A 19,806-nucleotide genomic window follows, 5' to 3' on the forward strand; every position below is an offset into this window, starting at 1 on the left:
AAAATGGTCAATTGTGAGATTTTTTGTGAGTCCTTTCCGATGTAAATTTAATGCGAATCAATGCAATAGACCCAACCAATATAAGCGAGTGCAAAAATTACTCCCCAAATCACTCCCAATAAATGTGCCTCAACTAATACAGGACTTCCGATTAATTCTGCTGTACCCAAACTGCCCAAAGTATTTTCCCAAATCAATTTAGATAAAATAAGCAGCAAGACCAATGCGGCAAAACCACGTTCTTTTTTATAGAGCAAATGCACACACGCCACCGCCACATAAGCACCATGCAATACCCCAGAAAGCCCTGCATAGGCATCAACATCGGTAAGCAAGTAAAAGAAACTCAGACTAATCGCTGGGGGTAGTAGCAGCAAAAGCGCCACAAAATGCCCTATTTTGGCATGCGGGAAAATAAAAGGTAAACAGGCAAAGGCGATCATATTGAGTAAATAATGAATCCAACCCACATGCACCCAATGCCCTGTCCATAAACGCCAGAATTCATCCAATAAATGTGTAGACCAATAAATAAAATGCTCTGCAAAAATCTGCAAACATGCCGAAACCGACATACATGCCGCAATAAACACAATTTTTCGACTGAGAAATTGAGATGAATATTGCATAGGCGCTTGCATCCTCCAAATTATTCTTGTTATGTGCTTCGGCAAACGGATTGCCCAATCCTAAAACTTCTTGTCTATATTGAATTGGGCAATCTTGATATTTTTACAATTGAGCTGCCGTATCCTCATTAAATAAATCATCTAATTCAGATGAATCATCTTGCTCATCCCAGAAACGTTGCTGATCACCCGTACGCACACCTGTATGTTCAGTCCAGTAACGGTCTGAAATTCCTTGTACCATGCTTCCCGCCATGGCATCAATCAATTTAAATTGTGGATTTACAGGTTTTTCGTCACTGCGTGCATTAGAAAAGGCTTTGAGTGCATCGCGGATTTTGGCATCTTCACCACTGGCTTGGGCAGCAACCGCATATAAAGCGTGTGATAAACGCACGCCTTTATTTTCACCAATTTGCATCGACTGCTTTAAGGTTTGATAAGGATCAGGTTTACCATCTCCCGCACCAGGAAGCAAAGTCCATATTACTGCACGTGTGGCCTCTGGTGCACCCCAGAATTTTTCATTATTTAAACAGGTCATGCCACGTTCAACAATCGCGGCAATGTCTTTAGGCACATGCACTGCCCCGCCTGAATTAATATCATTGGTCATGGCTTGCAAGCCACTCAACATCCCCAACATATACACGGTTTGATCAATATCACTGTTCATTTTTGGACAACCTTCGCCCAAAGGTTTCCGGTATTTCTTTTCCCAACGATGCTGAAATAATTGATAGCCTGTGTATTGACGCTGTGCAGCYAAAGCTGCCCAACGCTTTTGCTGAATCCGCGCATCTTGCGCTTCGCCCACTTGCCCTGCTTTTGCTGCACGTAAATAACGCAATTCAGCATCTAAAGCTTTTTCTTCGGCACAAATGCCTGCCGCCGAGTACATCAGTACCGCAACACGGGTTGGGTCTGCGCCCATATCTTTGGTGGCCATAATGGCGGGGGTTAAAGAATTACCAGAATTACACACCATTTCAGCATCTTCCATTGCTAAAATAGGCGGCACGATATGTTTTTCAGTAAATCCAAGAGCGACATTGGCTCCTGTTTTGATCACTTGTGAACAACCTGATAATAATAAACTTGTGATTGCAAATACGGCCACACCCTGGCCTATTTTTTGGACTTGCGACATTTTCCTGTCCTCTATAATTGTGTTTATGTCCATTGCAACAAACATAGCAGAAGCAATATCTGAATAAAAGCGACTACTTGCTGCTTCAGATGGATAACTGTGCCATGTTTTAAAGTGACTAAAATTGACCAAAATCTGTCATCCGACAAAATTTAGGCAAAAAAAAGTAGCATTGCGACGGTTCAGCACATGCTACTTATTAACTGGTGCCCAATTCGGGCTTATCTTAAAAAATCTTTTAGTCAAATTTAAATCTGTGCATTTCAGCAATGTGATTGCTATTGATCTACAATTGTCTAGAGTTAATATAACTGAAAATAGCGATTGGTGTAATCTTATATGCCAATATAAAATGACTGGTCAGGGCATGAAAAATAGATGATAATTTTATCATTATGATAATTATTGTTTTTTTAATTAATAAAAATATACAACTGTCTGCAAATTAGAACATTTTCGCCAATACTTTTAGCGCTTTCCACTGCGTCTTAGAAACCTGATCACACCAAATCACCACAGGTTTAACAGCTTGCTGAAATTCCAAGACGATATAAATTTGATGATCTATCACCTGATGCAATTCCACACGCTGAATTTCTGTTTGACGAGCTGTACTTTTAATCTGTTGTGATACTACACGAGGCACGAGATAGGAAATTGACCATTCACGGTCATCTAATTGATCTAAACCAACAATTCGGTTTGCACGAACAAACTTAAAATATGTCCAACCTATAATGACAATACATATAACGCTTAGCCATGGCGTTAACATTTGCAGCAAAAGCCAAACGATGAGTAGAGCGATCATCAGCTGAAACACTATTGCGATGAGACTAGGTTTCAGCTGAAACTGCTGTTTAGCCATGCACATAATGTTTCAGTTTACGAATAAAATCTTTCAACTCAGGACGTGGTGGCTCAGACACTTCCATAAACCAATCCAATAAATCTGGGTCTTCCTGCTCAACCAAATCGGCAAACATTTGTTTTTCTTCCGCACTGGCAGTCAGATAATGATTTTTCACATACGGGTCAAAATAGACATCAATTTCCTTTAAACCACGACGGGCACGGTAAATCACTTTGCGTTCTTCTAAGCTGATGTCATCACTCATGCGGATTCCCCATTCAAAATAAACTCAGGCTAGTTTAACCGACCCCTTTTAAAGTTTCGATGACTTTTATGCAGCATTGACCAAAAGCATCATATTGCATCTGCAATTGAAACTTTTGCACCTTGTTCACCCCTATGAATTCTTCTAAGGTGAATTCAAAATAACAACATCAGGAAGATGAAACAATGCAATCTGCCGCTATTCGCCCCATTGCTAATATGTTGCCGCGCACCTTATTCAATACTGAACACGACAGTTTTCGTGATTTGGTACGAAAATTCTATTTACAAGAAGTCATCCCCCATACTGAAAAATTTGAAGCACAGCAGCATGTAGATCGTGAGCTTTGGCGTAAAGCAGGTACTTTGGGTTTACTGTGTAGCACCATGCCTGAAGAATATTCAGGTTCAGGAGTAGACCGCCTGTACAGCATGATTTTGATTGAAGAACAAGCTTATGCAGGCGACAGTGCCACAGGTTTTTCACTGCATTCAGATATTGTCGCCAATTACATCAATAACTTTGGCACAACTGAACAAAAACAACACTGGTTACCCCGCATGGCCACAGGTGAAGTCATCACCGCGATTGCCATGACCGAACCCGGTACAGGTTCAGACTTACAAGCTGTGCGTACCTCTGCAGTATTGGATGGCGATGAATACTTGATTAATGGTTCTAAAATTTTTATTACCAACGGCTATTTATGCGACATGGCGATTGTGGTGTGTAAAACAGCGAACACAGACAAAGGTTCAGCCAATCTGTCTTTAATACTGGTAGAAGCGGATCGAGCTGGATTTAGCAAAGGCAAACCACTGAATAAAATTGGCATGAAAGGTCAGGACACTTGCGAATTATTTTTTGATAATGTCCGCGTGCCTCGCAGCAATTTATTAGGCACAGAAGGCATGGGCTTTATCATGTTGATGAAAGAACTGGCTTGGGAGCGCTTGATTGTCGCGATAATTTGTCAAGCAGGTGCGGAAGCTGCTTTTGCGCATACACTGCAATATACTCAGCAACGACAAGCCTTTGGCAAAAGCATCCAAAGCTTTCAAAATACACGCTTTAAACTGGCAGAATTACGCACCGAAATTGATTTTTGTCGTGCTTTTTTAGATCAATGTATGCTGTCACAACTTCAAGAACAACTCAGTGTCGAAGCTGCTGCAGCTGCCAAATATAAAATTTCAGAGATGTATTCCAAAGTGGTAGATGAATGTCTACAACTGCATGGTGGCTATGGTTATATGCTTGAGTATCCAATTGCACGTGCTTACTTAGACAATCGGGCCAATCGTATTTATGCAGGTACCAATGAAATTATGAAAGAGCTGATTTCACGTTCTTTATAAAATATCTACCACAACATGAAAATGGCGCAAGAGATTTTAAATCCCTTGCATCATAATCATACAACTTCCGCACCCGACAATTTAAGATATTAATTTAGGTTTACGCAGCTGTACAGGCACAGTCTGTTTGAACTTTAAAATACCATCTTCAAAACTTGCCTGTTTTAAGGTTTTGCGATCTTCTAAGTAGTTATTTGTCACTCGCCATGGTGCATGTTTGCCTTGCTTCGGCATCACATCAGCAGCACGTGCGATATAGCCCGAACTCAAACTGCCCATTACCGTATCTTCCAATAACTCAGTTTGATCACCTTGAGGAATTACCTCGTCATAACCTTGTCGATCCATATAATTGAGCAAACGACAAATATAATCAGCAGCCACATCCACTTTCAGTGTCCAAGACGCATTAATATAGCCAATAATCATTGCCATATTCGGTACATCACTAAGCATCACCCCTTGATATAGCATGTGCTTCGAAGTGTCCAAAGGTTCACCATCAATCGTAGCTTGAATACCGCCTAGAATTTGAATATTCAAACCAGTAGCAGACACAATAATATCAGCATCCAAATGCTTACCTGATTTTAATTGCACACCAGTTTCGGTAAATCTATTTATTAGATCCGTTTCAATCGAGGCATGACCTTCGCGCAAAATCTTAAATAAATCACCATCGGGCACGACACATAAACGTTGATCCCACGGATTATAATGTGGGGTGAAATGTTTCATATCCACCTTGCCTTTGAGCTGGATTTGGATGGATTTCAATAACAAAGTACGCAGTAATTTCGGCTGCTTTTGTGCTAAAACATAAATGGCGCGTTGCATGCCAATGTTACGTGCACGTGTAATTTTATAAGCAACATCTTCAGGCAAAACTTTACGCATTTGCTGATAAACAAAGTCCATTGCAGGCACTGAAGCAATATAAGTCGGTGAGCGTTGTAGCATGGTGACATGCGCTGCACCACCTTTCGACATAGCAGGTACCAAGGTGATGGCTGTTGCACCACTGCCAATAATTAACACCTTTTTACCACGATAGTCTAAATTCTCAGGCCAGTGCTGTGGGTGGATAAATGTGCCTTTAAATGCCTGCTGATTCGGGAAATCTGGCTGAAAACCATGATCGTAATTGTAATATCCTGTACAGCCTATAACAAAATTAGCCACCCAATTTTCAATCTGCTGTGCTGCATTTTCAATACGTAGTGTCCAATTTCGTGTTTGAGAATTATAATTGGCAGATAGCACACGATGCTGAAAATGAATTTTTGAATGCAAGGCTTTTTCTTGAATGACTTCCGCTAAATAGCCTTTAATAGATGCACCATCGGCAAGTACATTGGTTTTTTTCCAAGGTTTAAAATTATAACCAAAGGTCGACATATCCGAATCAGAACGAATACCCGGATATTGAAATAAATCCCAAGTGCCACCAATATTTTGACGACGCTCAATAATTTCAAAAGAACGCTGTGGGCACTTCTGAATCAAATGTGCAGCTAAACCAATGCCAGAAATCCCTGTCCCAATAATTAATATATCAACCTGCTTATCCATGTTTATTATCCAGTTTGAATCATGTTTTTTATTAAAGCACATATTTGACAATACACAATGTCAAGTTAAGCAAAAGTCACTTAAATTTATATCAATTCGGGACAATTTAATATTTTTGATATTGAACTTATTTTTTTCATAAAAAAAGACCGGTAAAACCGGCCTTTTTCTGAACAACGTGCGTTATTCTTGGCGAAATTATTTAACTTCGCGATCTACAAGCTCAACGTAAGCCATCGGTGCAGCATCACCCGCACGGAAGCCCGCTTTAAGAACACGTAGATAACCGCCGTTACGCTCTTTGTAACGAGGGCCAAGAACGGTAAATAATTTACCAACAGTTGCTGCTGAACGAGTACGAGCAAACGCTAAACGACGGTTTGCTACTGTATCGTTTTTAGCTAAAGTGATTAAAGGCTCAGCAACACGACGTAATTCTTTTGCTTTAGGAACAGTTGTTTTGATTAACTCGTGTTCGAACAAAGAATTAGCCAAGTTTTGGAACATCGCTTTGCGATGGCTGCTTGTACGGCCTAATTTCACACCACTATTACGATGACGCATGGTGATAGTCCTACTTAATTAACGGCTACGATAGGCGAAACGATCGTCCATACGGAGACTAGCCGGTGGCCAGTTCTCTAAACGCATGCCGAGCTGTAAGCCTTTAGAAGCCAGAACATCTTTGATCTCTGTAAGCGATTTTTTACCCAAGTTAGGCGTTTTAAGTAGCTCAACTTCGGTACGCTGTACAAGATCACCAATGTAGTAAATATTTTCTGCTTTCAAACAGTTAGCAGAACGAACAGTAAGCTCTAGATCATCTACTGGACGAAGCAAGATAGGGTCAACTTCTTCACGAGGCTCTTGAGCAACAGGAGCTTGATCTTTCTGAAGATCAACAAAAATTGCAATTTGTTGTTGCAAGATTGTTGCCGCTTTGCGGATCGCTTCTTCTGGATCAACTGTACCATTGGTTTCAAGATCAATGATCAACTTGTCAAGGTCAGTACGTTGTTCTACACGCGCATTTTCTACGATGTAAGACACACGTTTGATTGGGCTATAAGAAGCATCTAACTGCAAACGACCTACAGGGCGAGTTTCGCCTTCTGGGAAACGTGAGTCAGATGTTTCATAACCACGACCTTGAGCAACTTTCAGGCGCATTTTTAAATTGCCTGTAGCACTTAAAGTGCCGATCAAGTGTTCAGGGTTAACCACTTCAACATTATGAGGTAAACGAAGGTCTGCAGCAGTAACATCGCCTGGACCTTGTTTTTCCAATGTCAAATAAGCTTCATTTTGATCGAACAGCTTAATAGACAATCCTTTCAGGTTCAGCAAGAGCTCGACGATGTCCTGCTGCAAGCCTTCCAAAGTACTGTACTCGTGCTCGACACCTTCAATTTCAACTTCTACCACAGCTGCGCCAGGTAAAGAAGAAAGAAGGATGCGACGTAAAGCATTACCAAGAGTATGACCAAAGCCACGCTCTAATGGTTCTAGAATAACTTTTGCCGAGGTCCCGCTTGCCGCTTCGACCTTGATCGCTTGCGGAGTTAGAAACTCATTTGCAGTACGCGTCATTATTGCTACCTCAAGGATTATTTAGAATACAATTCTACAATCAAGCTTTCGTTGATTTCAGCAGGTAAATCAGAACGATCTGGTGCAGCTTTGAACGTACCTTCAAGCTTAGAATGGTCAACTTCCATCCATGAAGGGATACCACGTTGAGCAGCCAATTCAATTGCGTTTTTAATACGTAATTGTTGTTTTGCACCTTCGTGAACTGCAATTACATCACCAGCTTTAACTTGAATAGACGCAATGTTAACACGACGACCATTTAAAGTAATGCTACGGTGAGATACAAGCTGACGAGCTTCTGCACGTGTAGAACCAAAACCCATGCGATAAACAACGTTATCAAGACGGCTTTCGAGCAATTTCAACAAGTTTTCACCTGTTGCGCCTTTCACACGAGCAGCTTCTTTATAGTAGTTACTAAATTGACGCTCTAAAACACCGTACATACGACGTACTTTTTGTTTTTCACGTAATTGTAGTGAGTACTCAGATTGCTTACCACCACGAGCCCCGCCATGTTGGCCAGGTGCTTTAGCGTGTTTTTTAGTTTTGACGTCAAAAGGTTTAACGCCAGATTTAAGTTGCAGGTCTGTCCCTTCGCGGCGAGAGAGTTTGCATTTTGGACCAATATAACGAGCCATGAATGTTTCTCCTTACACGCGACGTTTTTTAGGTGGACGGCAACCGTTGTGAGGGATTGGAGTCACATCGGTAATGCTGTTAATTTTATAACCCACTGCACCTAATGCACGAACCGCAGACTCACGACCTGGACCAGGACCTTTAACAAGGACGTCCAAGTTTTTCAAACCGTAATCTAAAGCTGCTTTACCAGCAACTTCAGCAGCTACCTGAGCAGCGAACGGAGTTGATTTACGTGATCCACGGAAGCCTTGTCCACCTGAGGTAGCCCAAGCCAGTGCATTACCTTGACGATCGGTAATGGTCACAATGGTGTTATTAAAAGAAGCGTGAATGTGTGCAACACCTTCAGAGACGGTACGAGTGACCTTCTTGCGTGTGCGAGTATCTTTAGCCATCTTTTAGCTTCCAGAAATCTTATTTCTTAATCGGTTTGCGCGGACCTTTACGGGTACGTGCGTTAGTTTTGGTGCGTTGACCACGGACAGGCAAGCTGCGACGATGACGAAGACCGCGGTAGCAGCCTAAATCCATTAAACGTTTAATGTTCATGGAAATTTCGCGACGTAAGTCACCTTCGGTCGGAACCTTAGCAACTTCTGCACGAATCGCATCAAGCTGAGCGTCATCTAATTCACGGATCTTTGTCGTTGGCGCGATACCAGCAGCAGCTAAGATAGTCTTAGCAGTGTGACGACCAATACCAAAGATATAAGTGAGAGAGATAACAGCGTGCTTGTTATCCGGAATGTTTACACCGGCAATACGAGCCATTCAATTTTCTCCAAAAAGGCAGTTAAGATAATCAACCGCCCCACAAAAATCTTGAGGGGCGGATAATAACCTAATTAGCCTACTGAAATCAACAGGTCTTAATCAAATTAACCTTGACGCTGCTTATGACGAGGTTCTGCGCTGCAAATTACGCGAATAACCCCATTACGACGGATAACTTTGCAGCTACCACAAATTTTCTTTACAGAAGCTTGTACTTTCATGATGAAACCTCTAAGTGCGCTTATCCCTTAGGATGAGCAGTCGTTTTTCTCATTAACGTTTGATTATCGTACTGGTGCGAGGTGAGATGTGCTTGAAGCTGAGCCATAAAGTCCATCACAACCACTACAACGATTAATAATGATGTACCACCTAAGCTAAATGGAATTCCAAATGAGCTTTGTAGAATCATCGGCATTAAGCAGACTACAGTGATGTAAATCGCGCCAATAAAGGTCAAACGACTGAGAATATGATCTAAGTAACGAGCAGTTTGCTCACCTGGGCGAATACCAGGCACATAAGCTCCGCTGCGTTTCAAGTTTTCCGAAACTTCTTTAGGGCTAAAAACTAGCGCAGTATAGAAGTAACAGAAAAAGATAATTAACGCACCAAAGAGCACCAAATACAACGGTTGTCCAGGCGACAATACCAATGCCAAGTCTTGTAGACTACGCTTGATTAACCCAGCATTTGGATCAGCACTGCCGACCCATTGACCTAAGCTCGCTGGGAATAAAAGCAATGAACTGGCAAAAATTGCTGGAATCACACCTGCCATATTAATTTTTAATGGCAAATGCGTTTGCTGAGCAGTAAATACACGACGACCTTGTTGTTTTTGAGCATAGTTTACTGGAATACGACGCTGCGCCTTCTCAATAAACACAATTGCTGCAAGTACACCTAAAGACAATAAACCAAAAATTGCCAAACCAATCAGGCTTGACTGACCACTGTCAATAGATGTGAAGGATTGCATAATTAAATTAGGCAAGCCCGCAACAATACCTGCGAAAATGATCATGGAAATACCATTACCCACTCCGCGTTCGGTAATTTGTTCACCCAACCACATTAGGAACATTGTGCCTGCAACCAAAGAGGTAACAGCCGGAACGTAAAAAGCCAGACCTGACGTTAAGGTAATACCTTGACCAATCAAACCTGCACACATCCCGATCGCTTGCACAAGTGCAAGGAACAACGTACCTTGGCGCGTATATTGATTAATTTTGCGTTTGCCTTGCTCGCCTTCTTTTTTCAAGGCTTCAAGCGAAGGAACCACTGTAGACATTAACTGTACGATAATCGAAGCAGAAATGTATGGCATGATCCCTAAAGCAAGAATCGACATCCGCTCTAATGCACCACCCGAAAACATGTTAAACAAACCAAGGATTGTACCTTGGTTTGCATTAAACAATTGTTCAAGTGCGGCATTATTAATACCTGGTACTGGAATATGCGCTCCTAGTCGAAATACCAATAACGCGCCAATGAGAAACATCATTCGGCGTATAATTTCACGGTATTTCACGTGAAATGGTTGGCCTTTCATCATGTGAACATGACCTGAAGAACTAGGAGACATAGACACTGGGGATTACTCCTCGACTTTACCGCCAGCCGCTTCAACAGCAGCTTTAGCGCCTTTAGTCACAGCAACMCCTTGAATAGTGAATGCACGAGTAATTTCACCAGAAAGTACGATACGAGCACGAGCCATATCTTTACGTACAACATTCGCTGCTTTTAAAGTTTCAAGGCTAACAATGTCGCCTTCCACTTTAGCAAGCTCAGATAAACGTACTTCAGCAGTTTTCAAAGCGATTTGGCTAGTGAAACCGAATTTAGGTAAACGACGATATAACGCAGTTTGACCACCTTCGAATCCAGGACGTGTACCACCGCTCTTACGTGAGTTTTGACCTTTGATACCACGACCACCAGTCTTACCAACGCCAGAACCGATACCACGGCCTAGACGACGGGCTTCACGCTTAGCACCTTCTGCAGGTGCAAGTTCATTTAAACGCAGAGTCATGGCTTATTCCTCTACACTAACCATATAGTAGACTTGGTTGATCATACCACGGTTAGAAGGCGTATCTTGCACTTCTACAGTATGACCAATACGACGCAGACCTAAACCTTTAAGGCTAAGCTTGTGATTTTTCAAGCGGTGCGATGCAGATTTAGTCTGGGTAACTTTAATCGTTTTCATGATTGATTACCCTTGAATTTGTTCTACTGAAAGACCACGTTTCGCAGCAACCTTTTCAGGAGTTGTCATGTCACGCAAACCATTGAAAGTTGCGTTGACTACGTTTGCAGCGTTAGTAGAACCACGGCATTTAGTCAATACGTTACGTACACCTGCAGCTTCTAAAACTGCACGCATAGAACCACCCGCAATTACACCAGTACCTTCAGATGCTGGTTGCATGTAAACACGGCTTGCGCCATGACGTGCATGAATCGGGTGTTGTAAAGTACCATCTGCCAATTCGATAGTGATCATGTTACGACGTGCAGCTTCAAGTGCTTTAGAAATAGCAGCTGGAACTTCACGTGCTTTACCACGACCAAAACCTACGCGACCATTACCATCACCCACAACAGTTAATGCTGTGAAAGAGAAGATACGACCACCTTTAACAACTTTGGCTACGCGATCAACGGCAACCAGCTTTTCAACAAGACCTTCGTTTTGTTCAACTTTAGCCATGATTAGAACTCCAAGCCGTTTTCACGAGCAGCATCAGCCAAGGCTTTGATACGACCATGATATTTAAAACCAGAACGGTCAAACGCAACTTTAGTTACGCCAGCTGCTTTCGCGCGTTCTGCGATTAAAGCACCTACTTTCTGAGCTGCTTCAACGTTACCAGTTGTACCAGCACGTAAAGTAGCATCTAAAGTTGAAGCTTGCGCTAAAACTTTGCCACCATCTGCTGAAATAACTTGAGCATAGATGTGACGCGGCGTGCGGTTTACACACAAACGAGTCGCACCCAATGCACGGATGTGCAAGCGTGTGCTTTTCGCACGACGCAAACGGGATTGTTTCTTTTCGTTCATAAGAACCTCGCGCCTTATTTCTTCTTAGCTTCTTTACGAAGAACAACTTCATCCGAATAACGAACACCTTTACCTTTATATGGCTCTGGTGGACGGTATCCACGGATATCCGCAGCAACTTGACCTAAAGCTGCTTTATCAGCAGATTTAAGGATAATTTCAGTTGCAGTTGGAGTTTCTGCAGTTACACCTTCAGGAAGGGTGTAATCGATTGGGTGTGAAAAACCAAGGTTAAGGTTAACAACGTTACCTTTTACCGCAGCTTTATAACCAACACCAATCAATTGCAACTTACGTTCGAAGCCTTCGCTCACACCTTTTACAAGGTTGTTAAGCACAGCGCGAGCAGTACCAGCTTGCATCCAAGCGTCTTTCGACTCAGCTTTAGGAGCAATAGCTAAAATACCGTCTTCCTGTTTTAGCTCGACCAGCGCATGCAGGTTGAAAGACAATGTACCTTTGCTGCCTTTCACTTCGACCTGCCGGCCGTTCTGAGTAACTGTAACACCGTTAGGTACAGTTACTGGGGCTTTAGCCACACGAGACATGAGGAATCACCTATTATTAAGAAACAAAAGCAATAACTTCACCACCGATACCTGCAGCACGTGCAGCGCGATCAGTCATGATGCCTTTGCTTGTAGAAACGATTGCAATACCTAAACCTTGCTTAACGCTTGGAAGTGCATCTTTACCGCGATACTGACGTAGACCTGGACGGCTTACGCGTTTCACAGTTTCAATCACTGGTTTGCCTTCATAGTATTTTAAAGTAATCGTTAATGTAGGTTTGCCTTCATTGTCAGCCACTTCTACATTTGCGATATAACCTTCTTGTTGAAGTACGTTTGCAATAGCAACCTTCAACTTAGAATTAGGCATAGAAACAGTTTGTTTCTTTGCCATTTGAGCGTTACGAACACGCGTTAGCATGTCGGCAACGGTATCTTGCATACTCATTTATAGTGCTCCTTACCAGCTTGCCTTAACAACGCCCGGTACATCACCTTGCATTACTGTGTCACGTAATTTGTTACGGCTTAAACCGAACTTACGGAAGTAACCATGAGGACGACCAGTTAAACCACAACGGTTACGAAGACGTACTGGAGACGCATTACGTGGTAATGCTTGTAACTTCATCATCGCTTCGAAACGCTCTTCGTCGCTTGCATTTACGTTTGCAATCGTAGCTTTTAATTCAGCACGTTTTGCAGCGTATTTCGCAACAGTAGCTTCGCGTTTCAATTCGCGATTAATCATACCTTTCTTAGCCATATCGACCTCTTATTTGAACGGGAAGCCGAATGCACGCATAAGCGCACGGCCTTCGTCATCGGTGCGAGCAGTCGTAGTAATGGTGATGTCCATACCACGAATTTGATCAATCTTATCGAAATCGATTTCAGGGAACATGATTTGTTCCTTGAGACCCATAGAATAGTTACCACGACCATCGAATGATTTCGAAGAGAAACCACGGAAGTCACGGATACGAGGGATCGCGATAGAGATCAAACGGTCTAAGAATTCGTACATACGTTCGCCGCGTAAAGTAACTTTACAACCAATCGGCCAACCATCACGGATTTTAAAACCAGCGATTGATTTACGAGCTAATGTTAAAACTGGTTTTTGACCAGCAATAGCTTGCATATCAGAAAGAGCGCCATCTAACAATTTCTTATCAGCAGCTGCAGCACCAACACCCATGTTGATGGTAATTTTAGTGATGCGAGGGATCTCCATCACATTCTTAACGCCCAATTGTTCTTGTAATTGAGCCTTAAGTTCGTCGTTGTAACGTGTTTTAAGTCTGGCCATTGCCTATTTCAACCTATTACTTCGCCACCGCCACTGATTCACCATTCGATTTATAAACGCGAGTTTTCACGCCATCAATCGTTTGGTAACCAACACGGTCAGCCTTTTGGGTTGTAGCATTAAAAATTGCCACGTTTGAGATATGAAGCGAAGCTTCCTGCGTTACGATACCGCCTTCAGCGCCCGTAGCACGGTTTGGCTTCTGGTGCTTCTTAACCAAGTTAAGACCTTCGACCTTAACACGGTCATTAGAAACTGACAGAACAGTACCCTGTTTGCCTTTTTCTTTACCTGCGATCACAATTACTTGATCGCCTTTTTTAATCTTAGCCATGATTGCCTCTTATAGAACTTCAGGAGCCAATGAAATGATTTTCATGAACTGTTCAGTACGAAGTTCACGAGTCACTGGTCCGAAAATACGAGTTGCAATCGGTGCTTTGTTGTTATTCAAAATAACAGCAGCGTTATCATCAAAACGGATCACAGAACCGTCTGGACGACGAATACCGAACTTTGTACGTACAACAACAGCATTCATCACGTCACCTTTTTTAACACGTGCGCGTGGAATAGCTTCTTTTACAGTAACTTTAATAATGTCGCCAACAGAAGCATAACGACGATGTGAACCACCTAGTACTTTAATACATTGTACGCGGCGAGCACCACTGTTGTCAGCTACGTCAAGCATCGTTTCGGTTTGAATCATTGCCCTACTCCAAAACTGAGCATCACCGGTCACAATTTCGAAAGGCTCAAAGAGTACTCGAAATTGACCGATGATGCAACAAGAACGTTAATTACTCAGCAGCAGCTTCAACAACTTCAACTAAAGTCCATGACTTAGTTTTAGAAATTGGGCGGCTTTCTTTGATGGTTACAACATCACCAATCTTGGCAGTATTGTTCTCATCATGAGCGTGTAATTTAGTTGAACGGCGAATCAATTTGCCATACAACGGGTGTTGAACTTGGCGTTCAATAAGGACAACAATAGATTTTTCCATTTTGTCGCTTACTACTTTGCCAGTTAACGTGCGGACTGTATTTTGACTCATTGCCCGTTCCCCTGTTTTTCGGTAAGGAGGGTCTTGATGCGTGCAATAGTTTTACGAGTAAGCGCAACTTCATGCGATTTACCCAATTGACCAGTTGCTTTCGCCATACGAAGACGGAATTGGTTAAGCTGTTGCTCATCAAGCAAAGCTGTCAACTCTTCTACCGACTTTTCACGTAGATCTTTAGTTTTCATTACATTACCGTCCGAGTCACGATAGTGGTTTTAAACGGAAGTTTAGCAGCAGCAAGCGTAAATGCTTCACGTGCCAATTCTTCGTTCACACCATCAATTTCGTACAAGACTTTACCTGGTTTGATTTGACAAACCCAATATTCCACAGAACCTTTACCTTTACCCATACGCACTTCAAGAGGCTTAGAAGTAATTGGTTTGTCTGGGAATACACGGATAAAGATCTTACCACCACGCTTAATACGACGGCTGATTGTACGACGTGCCGCTTCAATTTGACGCGCAGTCATTTGACCACGTTCAACTGATTTAAGAGCGATAGTACCGAAAGATACTGAGCTACCACGGTGCGCTAAGCCAGTGTTACGGCCTTTTTGCACCTTACGGAATTTAGTACGTTTAGGTTGCAACATGGATTATTCTCCTTTTTCAGCAGAACGATCATTGCGACGACCACGACGCTCTTGACCTTCACCACGACCGCGACCGCGTTTAGCTGGACGTTCTTCAGCAGGTGCTGGGTTCATGACTTGCTTCATGCCACCCAAGATTTCACCACGGAATACCCAAACTTTAACACCAATCGTACCGTAAGTTGTTTCAGCACGCATAGTTGCATAGTCGATGTCCGCACGAAGTGTATGCAAAGGTACACGACCTTCACGATACCATTCAGTACGTGCAATCTCTGCACCACCTAAACGACCAGAAACTTCAACTTTGATACCTTTAGCACCAGCACGCATAGAGTTCTGTACCGCACGCTTCATAGCACGACGGAACATTACACGCTTTTCTAATTGAGAAGCGATTGCTTCAGCAACTAAACGAGCATCTAAGTCTGGACGGTCAATTTCGTTGATGCTTACTTGCGCAGGAACACCCATAATAGATGTTAATTCGCGTTGTAATTTCTCAATGTCTTCGCCTTTTTTACCGATTACGATACCAGGACGCGCAGTGCTAATTGTTACTTTAGCAGCACCCGTTGGACGTTCGATAAGAATATTGCTTACCATTGCGTTCTTAAGTTTTTTAGTTAAAAACTCACGAACTTGAAGGTCTTTAAGCAAGTATTCAGCGTATTGTTTCGGATTCGCATACCAGTTAGCGTTATGACGTTTCACAACACCTAGGCGGATACCGATTGGATGAACCTTCTGACCCATATCAAACCCCTACCTTAACGGTGATGTGACAAGTACGCTTAGTAATACGATCTGCACGGCCTTTCGCACGTGGCATAATACGTTTAAGGCTCATGCCTTCATCAACGTAAATCGTAGATACTTTCAAATCGTCTACATCTAAACTGTTATTGTGTTCAGCATTTGCAATTGCAGATTCCAATGCTTTCTTAACTAAAACAGCAGCTTTTTTGTTGCTGAAGTTTAAAATGTTAAGTGCATGCGCAACAGATTTGCCGCGGATAAGATCTGCAACCAAACGTGCTTTTTGTGCCGAGATAGCGGCACCGCGTAATTTAGCAGTTACTTCCATCATAGCACCTATTAACGTTTAGACTTCTTGTCAACACCGTGACCACGATAGGTACGAGTTGGCGCGAATTCACCGAGTTTATGACCAACCATATGTTCAGAGATAATCACTGGAACATGGTTACGACCATTGTGAACAGAAATTGTTAAACCAACAAAATCTGGGAGGATCATCGAACGACGCGACCAAGTTTTGATCGGCTTACGGTTATTAGCCGCGATTGCCGCTTCAACCTTAGCGAACAAGTGCGCATCGACGAATGGGCCTTTTTTCAGAGAACGAGGCATTGTCAGATTCCTTTACTTGTTACTTAACGCGACGGTCGCGAATAATCATCTTAGTCGTACGCTTGTTGGTACGTGTCTTGTACCCTTTAGCTTTTTGACCCCATGGGCTTACAGGTTGAATACCTTTAGTACGCCCTTCACCACCACCGTGTGGGTGATCAACCGGGTTCATCGCCATACCACGAACGGTAGGACGAACACCACGCCAGCGCGAAGCACCTGCTTTACCAAGTGAACGTAGGTTGCTTTCTGAGTTAGATACTTCACCTAACACAGCGCGGCATTCAACGTGCACTTTACGCATTTCGCCTGAACGTAGACGAACGATTGCGTATGAACCGTCACGACCCAACAATTGAACTGAAGTACCAGCAGAACGAGCTAATTGCGCGCCTTTACCGATTTTAAGTTCGATGTTGTGAAGAGTAGCACCGATAGGCATGTTACGAAGTGGTAAGCAGTTACCTGGACGAATTGGAGCATCGTTACCAGATTGAACTTGATCACCRGCACGTAAACCTTTAGGCGCAATGATATAACGACGTTCACCGTCAGCATACTTCAACAATGCGATGTGTGCAGTACGGTTTGGATCGTATTCAATACGCTCAACTACAGCAGGAATGCCATCTTTGTTACGTTTGAAGTCTACGATACGGTAGTGTTGCTTATGACCACCACCAACGTGACGTGTAGTAATGTGACCGTTGTTGTTACGACCACCAGTACGTTTTTTAGCTTCTACCAACGGCGCATAAGGCGCACCTTTGTGAAGATGGTCGTGAACGACTTTCTCTACAAAGCGACGTCCTGGAGACGTTGGCTTACATTTTTGAATCGGCATAAATTTCGTCCTTATTCCGCTGCGCTTTCAGCGGTATCGCCCAAGTCAGCCATTTCAACATCTTGGCCAGCTTTCAGGGTGACGTATGCTTTTTTAACATCAGAACGGCGTCCCAATGTACGACCAAAGCGCTTAGTCTTACCTTTAGTGATAGTCGTGTTAACTTTAACAACTTCCACACCAAATAATTGCTCAACTGCTTTTTTGATTTCAAGTTTGTTTGCATTTAATGCAACTTTGAATACTTGAACACCAGCAGTTTCACCTAAAACTTGTGCTTTTTCTGAAAATACAGGTCCTTGTAGGACTTGATATAAACGTTCGTTGTTCATCCGAGTTCTACCTCAATTTTCTTAGCAGCAGCAACAGACATGACAACTTTGTCGAACGCGATCAAGCTAACAGGATCGATTGCAGTAGCATCAACCACATCAACGTGTGGAAGGTTACGCGCTGCAAGATATAGATTCTCATCTACAGCTTCAGTTACGATCAATGCGCGAGTTGCATTCAAGTCGTTAAGTTTTGCAAGCAACTCTTTAGTTTTAGGAGCTTCAACAGCAAACTCTTCAACCAATACAAGACGATCTTGGCGAACAAGTTCAGCTAAGATACATTGCATTGCACCGCGGTACATTTTGCGGTTAACTTTTTGAGACCAATCTTGTGGACGAGCAGCAAAAGTTTTACCACCACCAACCCAGATTGGGCTACGAATAGAACCAGCACGAGCGCGGCCAGTACCTTTTTGACGGAATGGTTTTTTACCACCGCCAGAAACGTCTGCACGTGATTTCTGAGCTTTAGAGCCTTGACGACCACCAGCTAAGTAAGCTGTAACAACTTGGTGTACAAGTGCTTCATTGAATTCACGACCGAACGCAACTTCAGATAACTCAACAGCAGAGCCGGAAACAGTATTTAAATTCACGTTATTTCCCCTCAAGCCTTGATCGTAGGACGTACAGTTACGTCACCACCAGTCGCACCAGGAATCGCACCTTTAACAACAAGAACTGAACGCTCTGTGTCGATAGATACAATTTCAAGACCCTGTACAGTTACGCGTTCAGCACCTAAATGGCCAGCCATTTTTTTGCCTTTGAATACGCGACCAGGAGTCTGGTTTTGACCTGTAGAACCTAGAACACGGTGAGAAACAGAGTTACCGTGAGTAGCGTCTTGAGTACGGAAGTTCCAACGCTTAACACCACCTTGGAAACCCTTACCTTTAGACTGACCAGTAACGTCAACGATCTGACCTACTGTGAACAAATCTACACCGATAGTTCCGCCAACTTCACGACCTTCAAGGTCAGCTTCTGTAGCACGAAATTCTTGAACTAAACGACCAGCAGCAACACCCGCTTTAGCGAAGTGACCTTTCTGAGCGTTAGTTACGCGAGATTCGCGACGTTCACCAGTAGTAACCTGAATTGCTTGATAACCATCTGTTTCAAGCGTTTTGATTTGAGTGATGCGGTTAGGATCAACCTCAATCACTGTAACAGGTACAGAAACACCAGCATCTGTAAAGATACGGGTCATACCGCACTTGCGACCGACTAAACCAATAGCCATGTGCATAAACCTCTAAAAAAGCGGCCTAATTAACTTAGAGTGTTAATTAACCGAAAGCCTTAACCCAATGCAATCTGAACATCAACACCAGCTGCTAGATCTAATTTCATCAACGCATCAACAGTTTTATCTGTAGGTTGAACGATGTCGATCAAACGCTTGTAAGTACGGATTTCATACTGGTCGCGCGCATCTTTGTTTACGTGTGGTGATGTTAAAACGTTGAAGCGCTCGATGCGAGTTGGCATCGGGATTGGACCACAAACTTGTGCGCCAGTACGCTTAGCGGTTTCTACGATTTCTTGAGCAGATTGATCGATCAGACGATGATCAAAAGACTTCAAACGGATACGAATTCTCTGGTTAGACATACCAGTTAACTCCAAGCCAAATATATAAAGAATCACCCTTGACGCATCTCACCCCACTAATTTAAGGCAAGTGTCAAAGGCAGTGAATTATCACTAAGGTCATGATCGATGCCACGACTGTCACGATGTTAACTACTTTCTTCGCAGTTAACCCCCTTGCATAAAGGGTCGCCCATTATAACGATTGTTTAATGCATAAGCAAATCCCTTTTAGCCTTTAT

The 19,806-nt window shown here is 42.9% G+C and carries 33 protein-coding genes and 1 pseudogene; 1 reads left to right on the forward strand and 33 read right to left on the reverse strand.

Annotated elements, in window-relative coordinates; translation table 11 throughout:
* Positions 1 to 47 precede the first annotated feature (47 nt).
* From rrtA to BJN41_RS03465, 4 genes are all read right to left on the reverse strand, one after another.
* Entirely contained in the window at positions 48 to 629 is a 582-nt protein-coding gene (gene rrtA / locus BJN41_RS03450; protein WP_070153792.1) for a rhombosortase, read from the reverse strand.
* Between the two features lie 103 nt (positions 630 to 732).
* Positions 733 to 1,779, reverse strand: coding sequence for a hypothetical protein (locus BJN41_RS03455; RefSeq protein ID WP_004974758.1), 1,047 nt, complete (start codon positions 1,777 to 1,779; stop codon positions 733 to 735).
* 445 nt (positions 1,780 to 2,224) lie between these two features.
* Positions 2,225 to 2,647, reverse strand: coding sequence for a hypothetical protein (locus BJN41_RS03460; protein WP_019836854.1), 423 nt, complete (start codon positions 2,645 to 2,647; stop codon positions 2,225 to 2,227).
* Entirely contained in the window at positions 2,640 to 2,897 is a 258-nt protein-coding gene (locus BJN41_RS03465; RefSeq protein ID WP_004974752.1) for a succinate dehydrogenase assembly factor 2, read from the reverse strand. The genes BJN41_RS03460 and BJN41_RS03465 overlap by 8 nt, the downstream gene beginning before the upstream one ends.
* A gap of 185 nt (positions 2,898 to 3,082) precedes the next feature.
* Between BJN41_RS03465 and BJN41_RS03470 the strand changes: the two genes are divergently transcribed.
* On the forward strand, positions 3,083 to 4,255 hold the full coding sequence (locus BJN41_RS03470) for an acyl-CoA dehydrogenase family protein (protein ID WP_070153314.1): 1,173 nt from the start codon (positions 3,083 to 3,085) through the stop codon (positions 4,253 to 4,255).
* Positions 4,256 to 4,336: 81 nt separating this feature from the next.
* On the opposite strand, the gene BJN41_RS03475 is transcribed toward BJN41_RS03470, so the two are convergent.
* The 29 genes and pseudogenes from BJN41_RS03475 to rpsJ all read right to left on the reverse strand — a co-directional run bounded on the left by BJN41_RS03475 (position 4,337) and on the right by rpsJ (position 19,585).
* A complete protein-coding gene (locus BJN41_RS03475; protein ID WP_070153317.1) occupies positions 4,337 to 5,827 on the reverse strand; it encodes a flavin-containing monooxygenase in 1,491 nt (496 codons plus the stop codon).
* Between the two features lie 198 nt (positions 5,828 to 6,025).
* Positions 6,026 to 6,391 carry a 50S ribosomal protein L17 gene (gene rplQ, locus BJN41_RS03480; protein ID WP_004974746.1) on the reverse strand — a complete coding sequence of 122 codons (366 nt, stop codon included), beginning with the start codon at positions 6,389 to 6,391 and terminating at the stop codon, positions 6,026 to 6,028.
* An 18-nt stretch (positions 6,392 to 6,409) separates the two neighbouring features.
* Positions 6,410 to 7,417, reverse strand: a complete 1,008-nt coding sequence (locus BJN41_RS03485; RefSeq protein ID WP_004974745.1) for a DNA-directed RNA polymerase subunit alpha — start codon at positions 7,415 to 7,417, stop codon at positions 6,410 to 6,412.
* Positions 7,418 to 7,434: 17 nt separating this feature from the next.
* Positions 7,435 to 8,061, reverse strand: coding sequence for a 30S ribosomal protein S4 (rpsD, locus tag BJN41_RS03490; RefSeq protein ID WP_004786890.1), 627 nt, complete (start codon positions 8,059 to 8,061; stop codon positions 7,435 to 7,437).
* A gap of 12 nt (positions 8,062 to 8,073) precedes the next feature.
* Entirely contained in the window at positions 8,074 to 8,460 is a 387-nt protein-coding gene (gene rpsK, locus BJN41_RS03495) for a 30S ribosomal protein S11 (protein ID WP_001040166.1), read from the reverse strand.
* Between the two features lie 19 nt (positions 8,461 to 8,479).
* Entirely contained in the window at positions 8,480 to 8,836 is a 357-nt protein-coding gene (gene rpsM / locus BJN41_RS03500; protein ID WP_004974734.1) for a 30S ribosomal protein S13, read from the reverse strand.
* A gap of 107 nt (positions 8,837 to 8,943) precedes the next feature.
* A complete protein-coding gene (gene rpmJ / locus BJN41_RS03505; protein WP_000867907.1) occupies positions 8,944 to 9,060 on the reverse strand; it encodes a 50S ribosomal protein L36 in 117 nt (38 codons plus the stop codon).
* 20 nt (positions 9,061 to 9,080) lie between these two features.
* Positions 9,081 to 10,400 (reverse strand): preprotein translocase subunit SecY, encoded by a 1,320-nt coding sequence (gene secY / locus BJN41_RS03510; RefSeq protein ID WP_171257418.1) that lies wholly within the window; start codon positions 10,398 to 10,400, stop codon positions 9,081 to 9,083.
* Positions 10,401 to 10,445: 45 nt separating this feature from the next.
* A complete protein-coding gene (rplO, locus tag BJN41_RS03515; RefSeq protein WP_004974728.1) occupies positions 10,446 to 10,886 on the reverse strand; it encodes a 50S ribosomal protein L15 in 441 nt (146 codons plus the stop codon).
* A gap of 3 nt (positions 10,887 to 10,889) precedes the next feature.
* The gene (gene rpmD / locus BJN41_RS03520) at positions 10,890 to 11,066 is read right to left on the reverse strand and encodes a 50S ribosomal protein L30 (RefSeq protein ID WP_004786899.1); all 177 of its coding nucleotides are present in this window, start codon (positions 11,064 to 11,066) and stop codon (positions 10,890 to 10,892) included.
* A 6-nt stretch (positions 11,067 to 11,072) separates the two neighbouring features.
* Positions 11,073 to 11,570: a 30S ribosomal protein S5 gene (gene rpsE, locus BJN41_RS03525; protein ID WP_004974725.1), complete on the reverse strand. Its 498-nt coding sequence runs from the start codon at positions 11,568 to 11,570 to the stop codon at positions 11,073 to 11,075.
* Between the two features lie 2 nt (positions 11,571 to 11,572).
* Positions 11,573 to 11,923, reverse strand: coding sequence for a 50S ribosomal protein L18 (gene rplR / locus BJN41_RS03530; RefSeq protein WP_004281497.1), 351 nt, complete (start codon positions 11,921 to 11,923; stop codon positions 11,573 to 11,575).
* A gap of 14 nt (positions 11,924 to 11,937) precedes the next feature.
* On the reverse strand, positions 11,938 to 12,471 hold the full coding sequence (gene rplF, locus BJN41_RS03535) for a 50S ribosomal protein L6 (RefSeq protein WP_004974722.1): 534 nt from the start codon (positions 12,469 to 12,471) through the stop codon (positions 11,938 to 11,940).
* A gap of 16 nt (positions 12,472 to 12,487) precedes the next feature.
* Positions 12,488 to 12,883, reverse strand: a complete 396-nt coding sequence (gene rpsH, locus BJN41_RS03540; RefSeq protein WP_004974720.1) for a 30S ribosomal protein S8 — start codon at positions 12,881 to 12,883, stop codon at positions 12,488 to 12,490.
* A gap of 12 nt (positions 12,884 to 12,895) precedes the next feature.
* On the reverse strand, positions 12,896 to 13,201 hold the full coding sequence (gene rpsN / locus BJN41_RS03545) for a 30S ribosomal protein S14 (protein WP_004825185.1): 306 nt from the start codon (positions 13,199 to 13,201) through the stop codon (positions 12,896 to 12,898).
* A gap of 9 nt (positions 13,202 to 13,210) precedes the next feature.
* On the reverse strand, positions 13,211 to 13,747 hold the full coding sequence (gene rplE, locus BJN41_RS03550) for a 50S ribosomal protein L5 (protein ID WP_004974719.1): 537 nt from the start codon (positions 13,745 to 13,747) through the stop codon (positions 13,211 to 13,213).
* Between the two features lie 16 nt (positions 13,748 to 13,763).
* The gene (gene rplX / locus BJN41_RS03555) at positions 13,764 to 14,081 is read right to left on the reverse strand and encodes a 50S ribosomal protein L24 (RefSeq protein ID WP_004974717.1); all 318 of its coding nucleotides are present in this window, start codon (positions 14,079 to 14,081) and stop codon (positions 13,764 to 13,766) included.
* 9 nt (positions 14,082 to 14,090) lie between these two features.
* Positions 14,091 to 14,459, reverse strand: coding sequence for a 50S ribosomal protein L14 (gene rplN / locus BJN41_RS03560; RefSeq protein WP_001982634.1), 369 nt, complete (start codon positions 14,457 to 14,459; stop codon positions 14,091 to 14,093).
* A 91-nt stretch (positions 14,460 to 14,550) separates the two neighbouring features.
* Complete coding sequence (rpsQ, locus tag BJN41_RS03565; RefSeq protein WP_019836860.1) at positions 14,551 to 14,808, reverse strand: 30S ribosomal protein S17; 258 nt, start codon at positions 14,806 to 14,808, stop codon at positions 14,551 to 14,553.
* Positions 14,805 to 15,002 (reverse strand): 50S ribosomal protein L29, encoded by a 198-nt coding sequence (gene rpmC / locus BJN41_RS03570; RefSeq protein ID WP_004650482.1) that lies wholly within the window; start codon positions 15,000 to 15,002, stop codon positions 14,805 to 14,807. The genes rpsQ and rpmC overlap by 4 nt, the downstream gene beginning before the upstream one ends.
* Complete coding sequence (rplP, locus tag BJN41_RS03575) at positions 15,002 to 15,415, reverse strand: 50S ribosomal protein L16 (protein WP_004691317.1); 414 nt, start codon at positions 15,413 to 15,415, stop codon at positions 15,002 to 15,004. Before rplP ends, rpmC begins: the two co-directional genes overlap by 1 nt.
* Positions 15,355 to 16,171 (reverse strand): annotated as a pseudogene (gene rpsC / locus BJN41_RS03580) (30S ribosomal protein S3). Before rpsC ends, rplP begins: the two are co-directional and overlap by 61 nt.
* A gap of 1 nt (position 16,172) precedes the next feature.
* Positions 16,173 to 16,502, reverse strand: coding sequence for a 50S ribosomal protein L22 (gene rplV / locus BJN41_RS03585; protein WP_001982638.1), 330 nt, complete (start codon positions 16,500 to 16,502; stop codon positions 16,173 to 16,175).
* Positions 16,503 to 16,513: 11 nt separating this feature from the next.
* The gene (rpsS, locus tag BJN41_RS03590; RefSeq protein ID WP_004673001.1) at positions 16,514 to 16,789 is read right to left on the reverse strand and encodes a 30S ribosomal protein S19; all 276 of its coding nucleotides are present in this window, start codon (positions 16,787 to 16,789) and stop codon (positions 16,514 to 16,516) included.
* Positions 16,790 to 16,808: 19 nt separating this feature from the next.
* Positions 16,809 to 17,633, reverse strand: a complete 825-nt coding sequence (gene rplB, locus BJN41_RS03595) for a 50S ribosomal protein L2 (RefSeq protein WP_004974706.1) — start codon at positions 17,631 to 17,633, stop codon at positions 16,809 to 16,811.
* An 11-nt stretch (positions 17,634 to 17,644) separates the two neighbouring features.
* The gene (gene rplW / locus BJN41_RS03600; RefSeq protein WP_004974703.1) at positions 17,645 to 17,965 is read right to left on the reverse strand and encodes a 50S ribosomal protein L23; all 321 of its coding nucleotides are present in this window, start codon (positions 17,963 to 17,965) and stop codon (positions 17,645 to 17,647) included.
* On the reverse strand, positions 17,962 to 18,564 hold the full coding sequence (rplD, locus tag BJN41_RS03605; protein WP_070153323.1) for a 50S ribosomal protein L4: 603 nt from the start codon (positions 18,562 to 18,564) through the stop codon (positions 17,962 to 17,964). Before rplD ends, rplW begins: the two co-directional genes overlap by 4 nt.
* 11 nt (positions 18,565 to 18,575) lie before the next feature.
* On the reverse strand, positions 18,576 to 19,214 hold the full coding sequence (gene rplC, locus BJN41_RS03610) for a 50S ribosomal protein L3 (protein ID WP_026438075.1): 639 nt from the start codon (positions 19,212 to 19,214) through the stop codon (positions 18,576 to 18,578).
* A gap of 59 nt (positions 19,215 to 19,273) precedes the next feature.
* A complete protein-coding gene (gene rpsJ / locus BJN41_RS03615) occupies positions 19,274 to 19,585 on the reverse strand; it encodes a 30S ribosomal protein S10 (RefSeq protein ID WP_000070912.1) in 312 nt (103 codons plus the stop codon).
* Between the last annotated feature and the right edge of the window lie 221 nt (positions 19,586 to 19,806).

This window comes from Acinetobacter towneri, from assembly GCF_001758345.1.
GTDB lineage: Bacteria > Pseudomonadota > Gammaproteobacteria > Pseudomonadales > Moraxellaceae > Acinetobacter > Acinetobacter towneri_A.

What these genes read in the sequence shown, in the direction of transcription:
- rrtA (WP_070153792.1), bottom strand. Translation starts at nt 629, where the DNA reads ATGCAATATTCATCTCAATTTCTCAGTCGAAAAATTGTGTTTATTGCG.
- BJN41_RS03460 (WP_019836854.1), bottom strand. Translation starts at nt 2,647, where the DNA reads ATGGCTAAACAGCAGTTTCAGCTGAAACCTAGTCTCATCGCAATAGTG.
- BJN41_RS03465 (WP_004974752.1), bottom strand. Translation starts at nt 2,897, where the DNA reads ATGAGTGATGACATCAGCTTAGAAGAACGCAAAGTGATTTACCGTGCC.
- BJN41_RS03470 (WP_070153314.1), top strand. Translation starts at nt 3,083, where the DNA reads ATGCAATCTGCCGCTATTCGCCCCATTGCTAATATGTTGCCGCGCACC.
- BJN41_RS03475 (WP_070153317.1), bottom strand. Translation starts at nt 5,827, where the DNA reads ATGGATAAGCAGGTTGATATATTAATTATTGGGACAGGGATTTCTGGC.
- rplQ (WP_004974746.1), bottom strand. Translation starts at nt 6,391, where the DNA reads ATGCGTCATCGTAATAGTGGTGTGAAATTAGGCCGTACAAGCAGCCAT.
- BJN41_RS03485 (WP_004974745.1), bottom strand. Translation starts at nt 7,417, where the DNA reads ATGACGCGTACTGCAAATGAGTTTCTAACTCCGCAAGCGATCAAGGTC.
- rpsD (WP_004786890.1), bottom strand. Translation starts at nt 8,061, where the DNA reads ATGGCTCGTTATATTGGTCCAAAATGCAAACTCTCTCGCCGCGAAGGG.
- rpsK (WP_001040166.1), bottom strand. Translation starts at nt 8,460, where the DNA reads ATGGCTAAAGATACTCGCACACGCAAGAAGGTCACTCGTACCGTCTCT.
- rpsM (WP_004974734.1), bottom strand. Translation starts at nt 8,836, where the DNA reads ATGGCTCGTATTGCCGGTGTAAACATTCCGGATAACAAGCACGCTGTT.
- rpmJ (WP_000867907.1), bottom strand. Translation starts at nt 9,060, where the DNA reads ATGAAAGTACAAGCTTCTGTAAAGAAAATTTGTGGTAGCTGCAAAGTT.
- secY (WP_171257418.1), bottom strand. Translation starts at nt 10,400, where the DNA reads ATGAAAGGCCAACCATTTCACGTGAAATACCGTGAAATTATACGCCGA.
- rpmD (WP_004786899.1), bottom strand. Translation starts at nt 11,066, where the DNA reads ATGAAAACGATTAAAGTTACCCAGACTAAATCTGCATCGCACCGCTTG.
- rpsE (WP_004974725.1), bottom strand. Translation starts at nt 11,570, where the DNA reads ATGGCTAAAGTTGAACAAAACGAAGGTCTTGTTGAAAAGCTGGTTGCC.
- rplR (WP_004281497.1), bottom strand. Translation starts at nt 11,923, where the DNA reads ATGAACGAAAAGAAACAATCCCGTTTGCGTCGTGCGAAAAGCACACGC.
- rplF (WP_004974722.1), bottom strand. Translation starts at nt 12,471, where the DNA reads ATGTCTCGTGTGGCTAAAGCCCCAGTAACTGTACCTAACGGTGTTACA.
- rpsH (WP_004974720.1), bottom strand. Translation starts at nt 12,883, where the DNA reads ATGAGTATGCAAGATACCGTTGCCGACATGCTAACGCGTGTTCGTAAC.
- rpsN (WP_004825185.1), bottom strand. Translation starts at nt 13,201, where the DNA reads ATGGCTAAGAAAGGTATGATTAATCGCGAATTGAAACGCGAAGCTACT.
- rplE (WP_004974719.1), bottom strand. Translation starts at nt 13,747, where the DNA reads ATGGCCAGACTTAAAACACGTTACAACGACGAACTTAAGGCTCAATTA.
- rplX (WP_004974717.1), bottom strand. Translation starts at nt 14,081, where the DNA reads ATGGCTAAGATTAAAAAAGGCGATCAAGTAATTGTGATCGCAGGTAAA.
- rplN (WP_001982634.1), bottom strand. Translation starts at nt 14,459, where the DNA reads ATGATTCAAACCGAAACGATGCTTGACGTAGCTGACAACAGTGGTGCT.
- rpsQ (WP_019836860.1), bottom strand. Translation starts at nt 14,808, where the DNA reads ATGAGTCAAAATACAGTCCGCACGTTAACTGGCAAAGTAGTAAGCGAC.
- rpmC (WP_004650482.1), bottom strand. Translation starts at nt 15,002, where the DNA reads ATGAAAACTAAAGATCTACGTGAAAAGTCGGTAGAAGAGTTGACAGCT.
- rplP (WP_004691317.1), bottom strand. Translation starts at nt 15,415, where the DNA reads ATGTTGCAACCTAAACGTACTAAATTCCGTAAGGTGCAAAAAGGCCGT.
- rplV (WP_001982638.1), bottom strand. Translation starts at nt 16,502, where the DNA reads ATGGAAGTAACTGCTAAATTACGCGGTGCCGCTATCTCGGCACAAAAA.
- rpsS (WP_004673001.1), bottom strand. Translation starts at nt 16,789, where the DNA reads ATGCCTCGTTCTCTGAAAAAAGGCCCATTCGTCGATGCGCACTTGTTC.
- rplW (WP_004974703.1), bottom strand. Translation starts at nt 17,965, where the DNA reads ATGAACAACGAACGTTTATATCAAGTCCTACAAGGACCTGTATTTTCA.
- rplC (WP_026438075.1), bottom strand. Translation starts at nt 19,214, where the DNA reads ATGGCTATTGGTTTAGTCGGTCGCAAGTGCGGTATGACCCGTATCTTT.
- rpsJ (WP_000070912.1), bottom strand. Translation starts at nt 19,585, where the DNA reads ATGTCTAACCAGAGAATTCGTATCCGTTTGAAGTCTTTTGATCATCGT.